Here is a 14558-nt window from a genome sequence, read left to right as displayed (position 1 = left end):
CCAGTGAAACCCGTCAACCCTGTCCGCCTGCTGCTGATCGGCCTGGTCCTGACCGTGGCCGGCTGGTCGGCCACGGTGGTGACCACGCGCTACAGCATGGCCACCCCGGTCCTTCCGGCCACCGCGCTGGCCACTATGGGCGTGATTGTTGCCATCACATTAGTGCTTGGCGTCCGCGTGCTCCGGTGGCGCAACAGCACCAAGCGCAAGAAGGCCCTGGACCCGATCCTTGCCGCCCGGACCCTGGTGCTCGCCCAGGCGTGCGCCTATGCGGGCACCGTCCTGCTGGGCTGGCACGCGGGGATTTTCCTGGACCAGCTGCGGATCTGGAATCTGCGCAGCGACCAGGGCATCACCTGGGTGGCAGTCGCGATCGCTGCCGGCGGCCTGGTGATGATCGTCGTCGGCCTGCTGGTGGAGCGGTTCTGCAAGATCCCACCCGAAGACACCGAGGCAACCCCCGGTGACGGGAAACCCGGCCGCGGGGTACGCGGCGAAGCCGCCGGGGAAGGCGAATATGCGTACAGAGGCGATTGATCCACCAGGCATTACCTGGCAGCGGGTGTCCCCGAAATACGTCACCGTGCGGCTGGTGCAGTGGGCCTTGGGAAACCTGATCACGGTGGTTGTCCTGACCCTGCCCCTCATCTTTGTCCTGCTCGGCTGGTGGCGGTGGCCGCCCCTGTGGCTCGCCATCACCGTCCCGGCCGTGACCCTGGTCCTGGCCGTCTGGCGCCTGCTGCTGATCCCACGGCAGGTGCGCGCTATCGGCTACGCCGAGCGCGACGATGACCTCCTGGTCCGTGGCGGCATTTTCTTCCAACGGACCATGACGGTTCCCTACGGCCGGATGCAGTACGTGGATATCGGCGTGGGCCCGGTGGAACGCGGGCTGGGACTCTGCACGCTCAAACTCCACACCGCCTCACCCGGAACCAACGCCAGCATCCCCGGCCTGCCCGCCGCGGAGGGTGCACGCCTGCGCGAGCAGCTCGCCGCCCGCGGTGAAGCGAGGCTGGCAGGGCTGTGACGGCAAACGTTCCGGAGGCCGGCGCACCGAGTGCGGTTCCGGCAGCGCCCGACGGCGAGTGGCTGCGTGTGCACCCGGCCTCCCCCTTTGTGCGCGGCTGGGTGGCACTGGCGGCCATTGGATTCTTCTTCGGGCGGGACTTTTTCGAGCGGTTGCTGCAGGGCCGTCCGGTCTCCGAGCAGGACTTCGCCGGCCGGGCACCCTGGCTGGTGGCCGGCGGCGGCATCGTCCTGGTGGTGACCGTGCTGGGTTTCATCCTGACCTGGTATTTCACCAAGTACCAGATCTCCGAAGGGTACGTCCGGGTCAACTCCGGTCTGCTCTTCCGCCAGCAGCGGCAGGCCCGGCTGGACCGGGTCCAGGCCATCGACATCGTGCAGCCCCTGCTGGCCAGGATCTTCGGCCTTGCCGAACTCAAGTTTGAGGTTGCCGATGCCGGCGAATCGGCCGTCAAACTGGCCTACCTGCGGATGGACGACGCCCGCCAGCTCCGGGCCACCATCCTGGCACGGGCCGCAGGCGTGGTCCCGGACCCGGCCCGGCCACAGGAGGCCGCGCCGGAGGCGCCCGAACATCCGGTCCTGTCCGTGCCGCCGTCGCGCCTTATCGGTTCGCTGCTGCTCAGCGAGCAGAGCTTTTTTGTGGTGGTGGGCGGCATCGCCTCCGTGGTCCTGTCCGCCGTGACGGAGAACCGCGGCTTCTACTTCTACCTGATCCCGGCGGTGCTGGGCCTTGCAGCCAGCTACTGGGGCTCCTTTAACAAGGGCTACAACTTCACCGCCGCCATTTCGCCGGACGGGATCCGGCTGCGCTACGGACTGCTGGACACGCAGGCGCAGACGCTGCCCCCGGGCAGGGTCCAGGCGCTGAAGGTAGCCCAGTCCCCGCTGTGGCGGATCTTCGGCTGGTACCGGATCCAGGTCAACGTGGCCGGGTACGGCGCTGCCGGGAGCAATGGCGAGACGGCGTCCCGGACCACTTTGCTGCCCGTGGGCAAGCTGCCCGAAGTGATGTCCATGCTTGGCCTCGTGCTGCCGGATCCGGGGACGCCGGAGCCCGGACGCATCTTCGCTGCCGGGCTCTCGGGATTGGATTCCGACGGCGGATTTGTCACCACGCCGCACCGTGCCCGGTTCCTGGCGCCGCTGGGCTGGCGCCGCAACGGCTTCGCCACCACTGACACCGCCCTGCTGATCCGATCGGGCCGGTGGTGGCGGGAACTGGTGGTGGTCCCGCACCAGCGCACCCAGTCAATGGCACTGCACCAAGGCCCCCTCGCACGGCGGTTCCGTGTGGCGGACCTTGTCCTGCACACCACGGCGGGGCCGGTTTCGCCGCGGCTCACCCAGGCCGGACTTGACGAGGCCCGGGCCCTTTTTAATGCCCAGTCCGCCAGGGCCCGGCTCGCCCGCAAGCGGCAGACCAGCGAACAATGGCTGGCGACCGTGGTTCCCGCACCGGTGGTGGCGCCCGTCGAAACCCCTGTGGTTGTGCCGGCCCAAACCCCGGTGCCGCAACAAAGTCCCCAACAGGAAGGCCCGCAACGTGGCTAAGCCCGGGCGCCTTGGCGTCGGAATCATCGGTGCCGGGAAAGTGGGTGCCGTCCTTGGTGCGGCGTTGCGCTCGGCCGAGCACGCCGTCGTCGGGGTTTCCGCAGTGTCTGAGGCCAGCCGTGAGCGTGCGGAGACGCTGCTGCCGGGCGTGCCCATCCTGGAGATCCAGGAGATTGTGGAACGGTCCCAACTGGTGCTCCTCGCTGTGCCGGACGATGCCCTGGCCGGGCTGGTGGACGGCCTCGCCAAACTCGGGGCGTGGCAGCCCGGCCAGATCGTGGCGCACACCTCAGGCAGATTCGGCGTGGGGGTGCTCCGCCCGGTGCGTGCCGCCGGAGCCATTCCCCTGGCTCTGCACCCTGCTATGACGTTCACGGGTATGAGCCTGGATTTGACGCGCCTGCTGGACTGCACGTTCGGCGTTACGGCGGACGCCGCGATGCTGCCCATTGCGCAGGCGCTGGTCGTTGAGATGGGAGCCGAGCCCGTGGCCATCGCCGAAGGGGACCGGACGCTGTACCACGCGGCGCTGGCCCATGGCTCGAACCATATGGTCACCCTGGTGGCGCAGGCTTCCCAGCTGCTCCGCGACGTTGGCGTGGACGCGCCGGAGCGGATGCTGGGGCCTCTGCTGCGGGCCACGCTGGAAAACGCGCTCGCCTCCGGGGAAACGGCGCTGACCGGGCCGGTGGCCCGCGGTGATGTGGGGACAGTGGCGGCGCACGCTGAGGCGTTGCGGGAGTACGACGCCGGTGCGCATGGCGATGTGCTGGAGGCTTACCTTGCCATGGCCCGCGCCACAGCACGGCGGGCAAGCAGCCGGGGGCTGCTCAAAGCGGATCAAGTGGGGGCCATCCACGCGGCCCTGGAAGAGGAGAGCTGACATGGCCACGCAACTGGTGACAACTGCCGCAGGGCTCCGCGAAGCGAGCGCCCGGCTGCTCGCGCAGAAGGCGGGCACATCCCAGGGCCTTGTGCCCACCATGGGCGCGCTGCACGAAGGGCACGCCCGCCTGGCGCAGACCGCCGTTGAACAGAACGACGTAGTGGTGGTGTCCATTTTTGTGAACCCGCTGCAGTTCGGCGATGCGGTGGATTTGGACCGGTACCCGCGGACCCTTGACGCCGATTGTGCCCTGCTGGAAGAACAGGGCGTGGACCTCGTGTTTGCGCCGCCGGTGGAAGAGGTCTATCCCGGCGGCGAGCCGCTGGTGCGTGTGACCGCCGGCTCCCTGGGGGAGAAATGGGAAGGCGCCTCACGGCCGGGACATTTCGACGGCGCCCTCACTGTGGTTGCCAAACTGCTGCACTACGGCCTCCCAGGTTCAGGGCTTCCGCCTGCCGGTGCTTTTGCCTCCGGCGGCGGGGCGCTGCCGGCCTACCGGGCTTACTTCGGGCAAAAGGATGCCCAGCAGCTGGCTCTCGTGCGACGGATGGTGGCGGACCTGAACTTCCCGGTCGAAATTGTTGCCGTTCCCACGGTCCGGTCCGAGGACGGGCTGGCCCTCTCAAGCCGCAACCGGTTCCTATCAGACGAGGAACGGGAAGCCGCTCTGGTGTTGTCGCGGGCGCTGCGGCTCCTGGCGGAGCGGGCGGACGCCCACCAGCCGCTTGATCTGGAATCCGCCCAGGCTTTAGTGGAATCCCAGCCATTGGTCGGACTGGATTATTTCGACGTAGTGGATCCCGGAACCCTTGAGCCCTTGGCCGAAAACTGCCGGAAAGTCCCGTTCCGTGGCGAGGGCCTGGCGATCATCGCGGCCAAGGTGGGGCCTGTCCGGCTGATCGATAACGTGCCGCTCAGCAGCTGACATGTTGCGCCCGGCTCCGGGCGCGTAAGGCCTCGGGTCTCTGTCCGTCTTTCCGCGTATGGGCTATGCTGAAATTGTTGCCCCAGACCCTGGCATCGCCCTATTCGGCGTACTCCAGGAGGACCCGTTCCACGCAGGGCACCCCACACATCCTCTGCAGTTAGCCCCGGCCTTTTGTGTTGCCCGGCTTCTGTCTGTCCAGCGCAGCCGCATGCACGGCCAGCGGGACGCCCACCTGCATTCCCCATTCACGTGGCCGACCGGCCACGCTCAAATCAGGAGCAAATCCAATGATCCGCACAATAGATGACGGGTTGTCCTATCTCGTCAAAGTGAATGACGCGTCCGTCCTGGACGAATATTTGAATTCGGCCGTTGACCTGGCCCGCCAGTACGCCTCCAGCATTGCCCTGTGCGGGATTCTGGTAACCCGCCACGCGCACGACACCTATACCGTATCGGTCAGCGAGGCTGTACCTTTCGGAGAGACCCATGAGCGCCACGATCCCTAAGGTGGAGGCCGTGTTGTCCTCTGATCTTTATGCTGACAGAATCACACCGATCGGATGGCAGGCGTACGAAATCATCACGTCCATCCTGGAGGACCCGTCGCCGGATCTGGACCAGCACAAATGGCGCCTTCGCAGGTGTGTGGCCGCCCACCCGGGCGCACCGGAACGGGCGCTGCAGGCCCATCTGATGGCCACCTCAGAAGTGGTAAATGGCTACAGCCAGGAAGGGCCGGCCTGAGGCCCTGTCATTGACGATCGTCGGGTTCGCGGCAATAGGTATCCTTGAGGTGACAACTCCGCCGTTCCGGTTCAGACTGCAGCCGAATCTTTACCGCGGGATGATTCAGGGATCAGAGGCTCACCATGGACATTGCACCCGATATGGTTGCCGGTGACCAGAACGTGTGTGCTCCATATCTGGAGAAGCTGCCCATAACGGGTGCCGCGGTGTCGCTCTTCGGCGGAGCCGCCGCGGAGACCCTGGTCTCCGCCAGCGACGAACTCGCCTCCCGCCTGGATGAACTGCAGTTCAATCTCGGCGAAGGCCCGCGGTGGCGGGCCCACAAGACCCGCTTGCCCGTGCTGGTCCCCGACGCACAATCCACCGCCGACGACGAATGGCCCATGTTCCGGCAGGCGATCGCAGGGACGGACGCAGCCGCGCTGTTCGTTTTTCCACTCACAGTGGGCGCGATGGACCTCGGTGTCGTTGAGCTATATCACGCCGTTAGTGGAAACCTGAACCGGTCGGACCAGTCGATGGCGGCCGTACTTGCCAGGGGGACATCGTGGTACCTCCTGCGCAAGATTCTGAGCCTCAGCTCACCGGATACGGATCCAGTTCTGGAGCCGGCGCTTACGTCGCGCCGCGAGATTCACCAGGCCACCGGGATGGTCCTGGCGCAGTCTGGTGCTACGGCAGCGGAATCCTTGCTTTTGTTGCGTGCCTACGCTTTTGCAAATGACTTCACGTTGGGGGAGACAGCCGCCGCTGTGCTCGAAAGAAGGCTCAGCTTCGACACCGACAAGGGTAGGGCCGGCGGCCCTGCCCTGCAGTAAAATAGGGCCATGGTAACCAGTACCCGCGCCGAGCGCGCCAGTGCGGCGTTCGTCAAGCTCACTGACACCCTGGTGGCCGATTACGACGTCGTGGATCTACTGCACACACTCGTGGAGGAGTCGGTGGGCCTTCTTGACGTCGCGGCCGCTGGTCTGTTGCTTGCCGATCCCAGCGGAGAACTGCAGGTTGTCGCCTCCACCAGCGAGCAGAGTCAACTGGTCGAGGTGCTCCAGCTGCAAGCCGGAGCCGGTCCGTGCGTAGAGTGCTATCTGACCGGGGCGGCAGTTGCCGTGGACGACATCGCCGGGCTTACCAAGTGGCTGGGCTTCCGCCAAGCCGCGCTGTCGCAGGGCTTCCGCTCCGTTCATGCAGTGCCCATGCGCATTCACGGCAGGATTATCGGAGCCATGGGTCTGTTTGGCGCCCGGGAGGGTTCCCTGCCCGCAGAGGATGCCGCGATCGGCCAGGCCCTTGCCGACGTCGCCACCATCAGCCTGATGCAGGAACGCACCATCCGGGAAGCGGCACTGGTCAACGAGCAGCTCCAGCTGGCACTGAACACCCGTGTGCTGATTGAGCAGGCGAAAGGCGTCATTGCCCATACGGCCGGGGTGGACATGGACGCAGCGTTCAACCTGCTGCGGAGCCATGCACGCGCCAACAGCCAGAGCCTGCATGCGACCGCCGGACGCATTGTGGACCGCAGCCTCACGTTGCAAGGCCGGCCGCTCTAAGCCTTTCTACTGCGGGTGCCTCATGCTGAATCGCGGGCGGGCGCACATTGCGGCGCAGGAGCGTGTTGCTCTACTGCGTTGATTCACCCTGCGGGTAGCGGTTGATCATCAGCTGCTGCAGGAGTGCGCGCTCGGGTTTGCCGGGATTCCGGGCGACGCAACGGCGGAGCCTGGCCCGGGCAAGTTCCTCGCCGGGGGATGTTCCGCGGAGCACTTCATCAATGATTTCCTGCGCCTGCCACCGCAGGGATTCCCGGGCGAAGTAACGGACCTCGGCGGACGCAGCCGTACTTTCTATCCACGGGTCAGTGTCGGCACACGGGATGAAATCGAACGTTCGCTCTGCTGACATCGGGGCCTCCTTGCACCAAGCCGACAAGGCCTTTTGAGGGTCCCGTCAGCGTCATAGCACTGCGTTGGGAAAAACATTACAGCGAGTAAGACTGGTCTGTCTGCACCTGGAGTAAACTATTCCTACGATGATTTTCGATGCAGACCACGCTGCAGAGCCCGCCCTGTCTCCTGCGGATTTACCCGCCGAGGCGGCAGTTGTTCCTGCCGATTCCCGGGGCCGGATCCTGGCTGTGGCTTATGAACTGTTTTCCCGCCGTGGGGTGCGGGACGTAGGCGTTAACGAACTGATCGAACGTTCCGGCGTGGCCAAGGCAACGTTTTACCGGCACTTCCCGTCCAAGGACGCGCTCGTCCTGGCGTTCCTGGAGCAGCGGGACCAGCTATGGACAGTTGATTCCATCGTCGGCCAGGCCAAACTGCGCGGCACAACCCCCGCCGAACAACTGCTGGCTATCTTCGACGTCTTCGGCGACTGGTTCCTCCGCGACGACTTCGAAGCCTGCTCCTTCATCAACGTCCTGCTGGAAATGGGCCCGGCCCATCCGCTCGGCCAGGCCAGCATCGATTACCTGGCCAGGATCAGGGGCCACGTGCAGGCCCTCGCGGAGCAGGCCGGGTTGGACCGCCCGGAGGATTTCGCCCGGTCCTGGCACATCCTCATGAAGGGGTCCATCGTCTCAGCCACCGAAGGCGACACCCAGGCCGCGAAGCGGGCCCAGCAGATGGCCGGCTGGCTGATCGAGCACCACCGCAGCTGACAACCGGCCCTCCCGCGCGAATGGCCACTTAAGCCCCGCCCACGAATGCTCCGTTCCTCGACGCCAAGCGCCGGATTGCAAGGAATCAGCAGGAGTTCAGTTAATCCGGCCGGGCCCCGAGGCAGCCTGCTGGATCAAAGCCCGTGCCGAAGAATAAACCCGTGTCCCGGAATTAGTCCGGACGGTAGAGTGTTGGAATCTGCAGCGACGATGCTCGCGAGCCACTTCATTCTTAATCCCTGAGGGAACACCCATGTCTACAGAAGTCTCTTCGAACGCCTCCGGGCAGCCCGGGCCGGTAGCGGCGGCGCCGTCGGCCGCGCCGGAGAAGATGTCCCGCGAATCGGTGACCATCATCGCCACCCTGCTCGTGGCGACCTTTGTGGTGATCCTGAACGAGACCATCATGAATGTGGCCCTGCAGCGGCTGATGGTTGACCTGCGTGTGGACGCGCCCACCGTGCAATGGCTCTCCACCGGCTTTATGCTCACCATGGCGGTGGTCATCCCCACCACCGGGTTCATCCTCCAAAGCCTGTCCACGAGGGCCGTCTTTATGCTGGCCATGGGTCTGTTCGCCGGCGGCACGGCCTTGGCGGCGGTGGCTCCCGGTTTTGAGGTCCTGCTCCTGGCCCGCATCGTCCAGGCCGGCGGCACCGCCATCATGCTTCCGTTGCTGATGACCACCATCCTCACCCTTGTCCCGCTGGCCAAGCGCGGCGCCGTCATGGGCAACGTCAGTATCGCCATCTCGGTGGCGCCGGCCATGGGCCCCACTGTCTCCGGGCTGATCCTGGAGCATTTCACCTGGCGCTTTATGTTTGTTTTCGTCCTGCCGGTCGCACTGGCCGCGCTGGCCATCGGCGCCAAGTACCTGACGAACGTGGGTGAAACCGAGAAGACCAAGCTCGATTTCCTCTCCGTACTCCTCACGGTTCCTGCCTTCGGTGGCTTGGTGTATGGCCTCAGCCAGATCGGCGGCCATGGCGGCCAAAGCGGGCCGAGCACCATGGCCATCGCCGCGCTCGTCATCGGCGTCGCCAGCCTGACGGTCTTTGTGCTCCGCCAGCTCCGGCTGCAGAAGTCCGAAGCCCCGCTGCTGGATCTCCGCGCCTTCAACTTCAGGATGTTCACGGTCTCCGTGCTGCTGATGGTGGTGGCCATGATGGCGCTCTTCGGCGGCGTGATCCTGCTGCCGCTTTACCTGCAGGAAATCCGCGGCCTGGGCTCGCTGGAGACGGGTCTCGCGCTGCTTCCGGGTGGCCTGGCGATGGGCCTGCTGGGCCCGTTTATCGGCCGGCTGTTCGACAAAGTGGGCCCGCTGCCGCTCACCGTTACCGGTTCCGTGCTGATGGTGCTGGCCTTGTGGCAGTTTTCAATGCTCGACGCCGGCACTCCGGTCTGGTGGATCATCACCCTCCACGTGGGGCTCAGTTTCGGCCTGGCGCTGCTGTTCACGCCGGCATTTACCACCGGCCTGAACCCGCTGCCGCCGCATCTTTACTCTCACGGCTCGGCGATCATGAGCACCGCCCAGCAGGTAGCCGGTGCCGCCGGAACGGCGCTGCTGGTGTCCATCTTTGCCGTGGTCTCGGCCGCGTCGGGGCTCGTTGCCGGCATGAGTGCAGCGTTCCTGACGGCAACCGTGATAGCCCTTGCCGCCGTCGTACTCTCTGCGATGATGCGGAAAACAGACGGCGCCGCCCCGGGGCACGGCGCCGGCCACTGACCACTCTTAACCAAACGCGGGGTCACTTTACGCCCATCCGGCCCACCGGAACGGGCCGTAGGTGACCCCGCGTTGCTTTGGATGGGGTCAGCTGGCGAAGAAGTCGCTCAGCTCGGTGATGAGCTTGTCCGGTGCACGGAGGACGCCGTCGTGGCCGGCTCCCGGCAGGATGGTGTAGCTGGAGCCGGACAGGACATCATGGATCTGGCCGCAGGCAACACCGAAGTACGCAGGGCTCTTCTCGCCCACAATAATCAGCGTTTCCAGGGGCAGCTCCAGGAACGGCTCGGCCGGCATGTCCGCTGCGATGATGGCCTTGATTTCCCGGACGCCGGTGCGCATCAGTTCACGCTGCTGCTTGCCTTCGGAAGTGCCCGCGGTGAGTTTGTTGGCCAAGGTCAGCATGGACAGTGGCATGCGGGATGAGAACGCTCCGCCTGCCTCAAGCCCGCGCTGCAGTACGGCCAAGGCGCGGTCGTCGTCCCCGGCGGCCGTGGCGCGTTCGTATTCGGCAGTCCAGTCGGCCTTCACGCTGTGGTTCACGGACACGGCGGGGTCATACACAGCCAGCCGCTCCACCGGAAGGGTCCGGGCCGCGTGCAGGGCCACCGCGCCGCCGAAGCTGTGCCCAAAGACGTCCGTGCTGGACGTGTGTTTCATCACGGCATCCAGGTCCCGGATGTCCCCGTCCAGCGTGTAATCGTCGGCCTGCGGCGAGGAAGATCCGCGGCCGCGGCGGTTGAACGTGTGCACGGGGCGGCCCAACGCGGTGCTGAGTTTCTGCGCGAACTTTGTGTAGTCGGCCGCGGTCACCATGGAGGCCGGTACCACAACCACGCCGGAACCGGCGGAGACCAGTTCAGCACCCGTGGAGAAGAGCTCCAGCGTGCCGCCGTCGGGGGTCTTGATGTTCTCGCTCGTCATGATCCGAGCCTAGCCGAGCAACCTGCGGAAAGCCTCAGCCCTTGAAGTATTCCGCGATGTCAGCGACAAGTTCCTTAACTGCGGCCGGAATGGAGCCATGGAAGCCCTTGGGTGAGAGCTCGAAGGTGCTCCCCGGGACGGCCGCGTGGAGTCGCTGGGCCGTGACCTTGTAGTAGCTCGGGCTCTTACCGCCCACCATAAAGTGCGTGTTGGCGGGCAGGACGGCGAAGTTCCTTGCATGCTCGGCTTCGCCGTACGCGGCCCGCAGTTCGCCCACGCCGGTTGGCATCAGGTCCCGGAGCATCTTGTTCACCTTGGTGCGCGATACCACAGCCATCAGCCCCGCAAGGACAGGCTCGGGGATCTTCGAGAGCGCGGTGCCAGGCTGCATGCCTTTTTTCATTCGGGCCATGGCATGCCCCACCCGGCCGGCGTTCACCGCGGCCTCGAACTCGTCCAGCCAGGACATGTCGATGCTGCCGTCGATATTGACTGCGGCGTCGTAGACCGCCAGCTTGTCCGGTTCGTATGAGGTGCCTACGAACTCCTGGACGGCGTTCAGCGCCACTGATCCGCCCAGGCTGTGGCCCAGGACGTTGCGGGCACCCGTTGCATCCATGACCGTGCGGACATCGGCAATTTCCGTGGCCATGGAATAATCCGCCGGCTGCTCGGTGGAGTTGCCCCGCCCACGCCGGTCGTAGACGTCCACTGCCCACCCGTCGCCCAGCCCGTCGGCCAAAGCCATCGAGAACGGCCGGTAGATCAGGGCCGTGAGGAAGGCCCCTCCGATGACCACCACACGGCGTTCTCCCGGCGCATCCTCGGTTCCGTAGCTGTACAAAGCCAGCCTGCCGCCGTCGTGCGTGGGGACTTCCTGTGCTTTCACGCTCCCCATCCTAGGCGCGCGGCAAGGCTCCCCACCGGCAAGGCGACCTACCGGCGCCTCCCCAGCGTCCGGGCCTGGCCGTCGCTGCCGTTGATGAACCGGGCAATCCGCACGGCCAGGCCCTTGCCGGGGCGGATGGGTCCCTCATGCAGCTGGCCAGGGACCACCTGGAAGGTGATCGATGGCACTGCGGCGGCCAGTTGGCGTCCGGTCTCGGCGAAATACGCCGGGCTCCAGCCGCCGCTGAGCATCAGGACGGGGGTGGTGAGGGTGGTGAAATTCTCCAGTTCGGCGTCGGCGTCCAATACTGCCCGCATTTCGGTGACGGCCGTGGGCAGCAGCTGGCGCATTTCCGCGCCCAGATTGGTTTTGGCGGAAAGAATGCTCAGCATCCGCAGCGCGCCGAGCGGCAGGTAGGACAGGGGACCGGCCGTAGCCAGGCCCTGGACCAGGTGCGCCCACGCATGGTTAAGCTGGCCTGCGGTGACGGCGTCCTCAAGCTCCGGCCGCCAGCGGTGGCTTAGGTTTCCGGACAGCGACACCGCGGCGTCATAGGTCACCAGCCGGCTCACGGGCAGGGTCCGGGCCGCCTGCAGCGCTACGAAACCGCCGTAGCTGTGGGCCACCACGTCTGTGGAACCGGTCTCGCGCATGACCGCCGCAAGGTCGCTGACCTCCGTTTTCACCGAATAGTCCTCCGGCTGCGGGGCGGACCCCGCCCTGCCGCGGCGGTTGTAGCAGTGCACCGGCCGGCCCAGCAGGACACTGAGCTTCCGGGCAAAAGGCCGGTAGAGGGCGTCGGTGACCAAAGTGCCGTGGATGAGTACGACGCCGGGAGGTCCCGCCGTCGTCGGGCCCAGTCCTGCGGGGGTACGGAAGGAATGGACGTCGAGGCGCCCGCCGTCCTCCGCTTCAACTTTCCACGTCTCCACAGCCCGAGTCTATGCCCGGGCGTCTGCCGGGAGCCGGAGGCAGGAATGCCCGGTAAACTTGGGGATTGTGACTTCCCAAAACACCACCGTCCCAAAAAATGCCCCAGAGCCGCTCGACGCCAGCGAACAGATGCGCATCCGCATGGACAAGCGCGCGAAGCTGATCGAGCGCGGCACCGAGGCATATCCGGTGGGCGTGGAACGCACGCATTCCCTCACGGAGATCCGCGAAAAGTACTCGCACCTTGAGGCTGACGACACCACCGGCGACGTTGTGGGCGTCACCGGCCGCGTGGTTTTTGTGCGGAATACCGGCAAGCTCTGCTTCGCCACGCTCCAGGAAGGCGGAGTTGATGGCAAGGGCACCCGGCTCCAGGCGATGCTCAGCCTTGCCAACGTGGGCGAGGAAGCTCTCGCGGACTGGAAGGCGGTGGTGGACCTGGGCGACCACGTGTTCATCAAGGGCGAAGTGATTTCCTCCCGCCGCGGCGAGCTGTCCGTGATGGCCGAGTCCTGGTCCATGGCTTCCAAGGCACTGCGCCCGTTGCCGGTGCTGCACGCGGAACTGAACGAGGAAACCCGCGTCCGTCAGCGTTACGTGGACCTGATGGTGCGCGATGAAGCCCGGGAGATGGTCTACACCCGCGCCGCGATTACCCGTTCCATCCGCGAGAGCCTGCACCGCCACAGCTACGTCGAGGTGGAAACCCCCATCCTGCAACTGGTCCACGGCGGCGCCCTGGCCCGCCCGTTCGAGACGCACATGAACGCGTTCGACCAGAAGATGACCCTTCGCATTGCCACTGAGCTTTACCTCAAGCGCGCCGTGGTGGGCGGGATCGATCGCGTCTACGACATGGGCCGCGTCTTCCGCAACGAGGGCGTGGACTCCACCCACAGCCCCGAATTCACCACCCTTGAGTGCTACGAAGCCTGGGCTGACCAGTTCGTTATGGCCGGGCGCATCAAGGAGATCATCCTGGACGCCGCGGACGCCGTGGGGGTGGGCCGCACCCTCCAGACCGATGCCGGGGAGATCAACCTCGACGGCGACTGGGCCTGGGTTTCGGTCTACCCGGGACTGTCCGACGCCGTTGGCCAGGAAGTCACGCCGGACACGTCGCTTGAGGTGCTCCGCGAAATCGCGCAAAAGCGTGAGGTCAAGGTGGACCCGAAGTGGGACGCCGAGAAACTGGCCGTGGAACTGTTCGGCGAAATTGTGGAACCCACGCTCCTGAACCCCACCTTTGTGTACGACTACCCGCCGTCTGCCCAGCCGTTGGCCCGCCCGCACCGGAATGACGGCCGGCTGATCGAGGCCTGGGACCTCATCATCGGCGGCATGGAGCGCGGCACAGCCTTCTCCGAGCTGATCGACCCCGTCATCCAGCGCGAGCGGCTGACTGAACAGTCGCGGCACGCTGCCGCGGGCGACGACGAGGCAATGCAGCTGGACGAAGACTTCCTGCGGGCCCTCGAATACGGCGCGCCGCCCATGGGTGGCATCGGCCTGGGCATCGACCGGCTGGTGATGTTGTTCACCGGCGCCGGTATCCGCGAAACCATCCTTTTCCCGCTTCTGAAGCCCGAAGGCCACTGACCATGGAATATGTAGCCGTACTCCTGCCCTCGTTGGTGGTTGGCCTGCTTTTTTGGTTTGCCATGAAATCCATCTTCAATGCCGATAAGGCCGAGCGAAAGGCTGAAGCGCGGGCCCAAGCCGAGGCGGAATCGCGTTCCGGTGCGCCTTTGAACGAGCAGAACCCCGAATCGGACAAATAGCTCGAAAGAGATTTCTGCGGGTTCCTGTGGATATCCACAGGAACGATTGAACGCTTTGACGCGTTGCCATAAAGAGGCCCATACTTTTTACAGGAACATCCTCATTTTCTGACAACCGCACCTTTCCAAGAGGAAGACATATTTAATGGCACAGAAAGTAAACATCATCCTCGTCGATGATCTTGATGGGGGATCCGCGGACGAAAACGTCCGTTTCGGCCTCGATGGGGTCAGCTACGAAATCGATCTGTCCTCGGCCAATGCGGCCGAGCTCCGTTCTGCCTTGGAGCGCTTTGTTGCCGCCGGACGTAAGACCTCGGCCGGCAGGGCTACCCGCACGAAGCCGGCTGCAGGCGCCCGCGCCAACGACTCCGCGCAGATCCGCCAGTGGGCACGGGATAACGGCTACACGGTTAACAGCCGCGGCCGAATTCAGGCTGAAATCCAGGAAGCCTACCAAAAGGCAAATTCCTGACCTGCGCGTCTCCAG

Annotated in this window: 18 protein-coding genes; 14 read left to right on the top strand and 4 right to left on the bottom strand. The window is 65.4% G+C overall.

All coding sequences use genetic code 11. The annotated features are described in order from the left end of the window. Positions 1–3 precede the first annotated feature (3 nt). The 9 genes from DAD99_RS07250 (at position 4) to DAD99_RS07210 (ending at position 6700) form a co-directional block, all read left to right on the top strand. On the top strand, positions 4–537 hold the full coding sequence (locus tag DAD99_RS07250) for a DUF3180 domain-containing protein (protein ID WP_193340966.1): 534 nt from the start codon (positions 4–6) through the stop codon (positions 535–537). Further along, entirely contained in the window at positions 518–1030 is a 513-nt protein-coding gene (locus DAD99_RS07245; RefSeq protein ID WP_193340965.1) for a PH domain-containing protein, read from the top strand. The genes DAD99_RS07250 and DAD99_RS07245 overlap by 20 nt, the downstream gene beginning before the upstream one ends. Then, a complete protein-coding gene (locus DAD99_RS07240; RefSeq protein ID WP_193340964.1) occupies positions 1027–2583 on the top strand; it encodes a PH domain-containing protein in 1557 nt (518 codons plus the stop codon). Before DAD99_RS07245 ends, DAD99_RS07240 begins: the two co-directional genes overlap by 4 nt. Further along, positions 2576–3466, top strand: a complete 891-nt coding sequence (locus DAD99_RS07235; RefSeq protein WP_193340963.1) for a Rossmann-like and DUF2520 domain-containing protein — start codon at positions 2576–2578, stop codon at positions 3464–3466. The genes DAD99_RS07240 and DAD99_RS07235 overlap by 8 nt, the downstream gene beginning before the upstream one ends. A gap of 1 nt (position 3467) precedes the next feature. Then, on the top strand, positions 3468–4394 hold the full coding sequence (locus DAD99_RS07230; protein ID WP_193340962.1) for a pantoate--beta-alanine ligase: 927 nt from the start codon (positions 3468–3470) through the stop codon (positions 4392–4394). A 290-nt stretch (positions 4395–4684) separates the two neighbouring features. Next, complete coding sequence (locus DAD99_RS07225) at positions 4685–4906, top strand: hypothetical protein (RefSeq protein WP_193340961.1); 222 nt, start codon at positions 4685–4687, stop codon at positions 4904–4906. Further along, a complete protein-coding gene (locus DAD99_RS07220) occupies positions 4887–5144 on the top strand; it encodes a hypothetical protein (RefSeq protein ID WP_193340960.1) in 258 nt (85 codons plus the stop codon). Before DAD99_RS07225 ends, DAD99_RS07220 begins: the two co-directional genes overlap by 20 nt. A 125-nt stretch (positions 5145–5269) precedes the next feature. Then, the gene (locus DAD99_RS07215; protein ID WP_185262259.1) at positions 5270–5965 is read left to right on the top strand and encodes a GAF and ANTAR domain-containing protein; all 696 of its coding nucleotides are present in this window, start codon (positions 5270–5272) and stop codon (positions 5963–5965) included. 9 nt (positions 5966–5974) lie between these two features. After that, on the top strand, positions 5975–6700 hold the full coding sequence (locus DAD99_RS07210) for a GAF and ANTAR domain-containing protein (RefSeq protein ID WP_185262260.1): 726 nt from the start codon (positions 5975–5977) through the stop codon (positions 6698–6700). A gap of 70 nt (positions 6701–6770) precedes the next feature. Here DAD99_RS07210 and DAD99_RS07205 read toward each other — a convergent pair whose 3' ends face one another. Next, the gene (locus tag DAD99_RS07205) at positions 6771–7052 is read right to left on the bottom strand and encodes a hypothetical protein (RefSeq protein WP_193340959.1); all 282 of its coding nucleotides are present in this window, start codon (positions 7050–7052) and stop codon (positions 6771–6773) included. Between the two features lie 127 nt (positions 7053–7179). On the opposite strand from DAD99_RS07205, the gene DAD99_RS07200 reads away from it, so the two are divergent. Next, positions 7180–7812, top strand: coding sequence for a TetR/AcrR family transcriptional regulator (locus DAD99_RS07200; RefSeq protein WP_193340958.1), 633 nt, complete (start codon positions 7180–7182; stop codon positions 7810–7812). A gap of 253 nt (positions 7813–8065) precedes the next feature. Continuing rightward, the gene (locus tag DAD99_RS07195) at positions 8066–9541 is read left to right on the top strand and encodes a DHA2 family efflux MFS transporter permease subunit (RefSeq protein WP_193340957.1); all 1476 of its coding nucleotides are present in this window, start codon (positions 8066–8068) and stop codon (positions 9539–9541) included. A gap of 87 nt (positions 9542–9628) precedes the next feature. On the opposite strand, the gene DAD99_RS07190 is transcribed toward DAD99_RS07195, so the two are convergent. The 3 genes from DAD99_RS07190 to DAD99_RS07180 are packed head-to-tail and all read right to left on the bottom strand — an operon-like array spanning position 9629 to position 12286. Further along, the gene (locus DAD99_RS07190; RefSeq protein WP_193340956.1) at positions 9629–10465 is read right to left on the bottom strand and encodes an alpha/beta fold hydrolase; all 837 of its coding nucleotides are present in this window, start codon (positions 10463–10465) and stop codon (positions 9629–9631) included. 34 nt (positions 10466–10499) lie between these two features. Further along, positions 10500–11354, bottom strand: a complete 855-nt coding sequence (locus DAD99_RS07185) for an alpha/beta fold hydrolase (RefSeq protein ID WP_193340955.1) — start codon at positions 11352–11354, stop codon at positions 10500–10502. A 47-nt stretch (positions 11355–11401) separates the two neighbouring features. After that, a complete protein-coding gene (locus DAD99_RS07180) occupies positions 11402–12286 on the bottom strand; it encodes an alpha/beta fold hydrolase (RefSeq protein ID WP_193340954.1) in 885 nt (294 codons plus the stop codon). Between the two features lie 67 nt (positions 12287–12353). Here DAD99_RS07180 and lysS point away from each other — a divergent pair, with 67 nt between their 5' ends. From lysS to DAD99_RS07165, 3 genes are all read left to right on the top strand, one after another. After that, complete coding sequence (gene lysS, locus DAD99_RS07175; RefSeq protein ID WP_193340953.1) at positions 12354–13886, top strand: lysine--tRNA ligase; 1533 nt, start codon at positions 12354–12356, stop codon at positions 13884–13886. A gap of 2 nt (positions 13887–13888) precedes the next feature. Further along, on the top strand, positions 13889–14068 hold the full coding sequence (locus tag DAD99_RS07170; protein ID WP_185262268.1) for a hypothetical protein: 180 nt from the start codon (positions 13889–13891) through the stop codon (positions 14066–14068). A gap of 145 nt (positions 14069–14213) precedes the next feature. Continuing rightward, positions 14214–14543 carry an Lsr2 family protein gene (locus tag DAD99_RS07165; protein WP_185262269.1) on the top strand — a complete coding sequence of 110 codons (330 nt, stop codon included), beginning with the start codon at positions 14214–14216 and terminating at the stop codon, positions 14541–14543. The last annotated feature ends 15 nt before the right edge of the window (positions 14544–14558 follow it).

Source organism: Pseudarthrobacter sp. AB1 (genome assembly GCF_014926485.1).
Lineage (GTDB): Bacteria > Actinomycetota > Actinomycetes > Actinomycetales > Micrococcaceae > Arthrobacter.
Note: the sequence above shows the minus strand (reverse complement) of the source record. Positions and strands in the feature narration are given on the sequence as shown.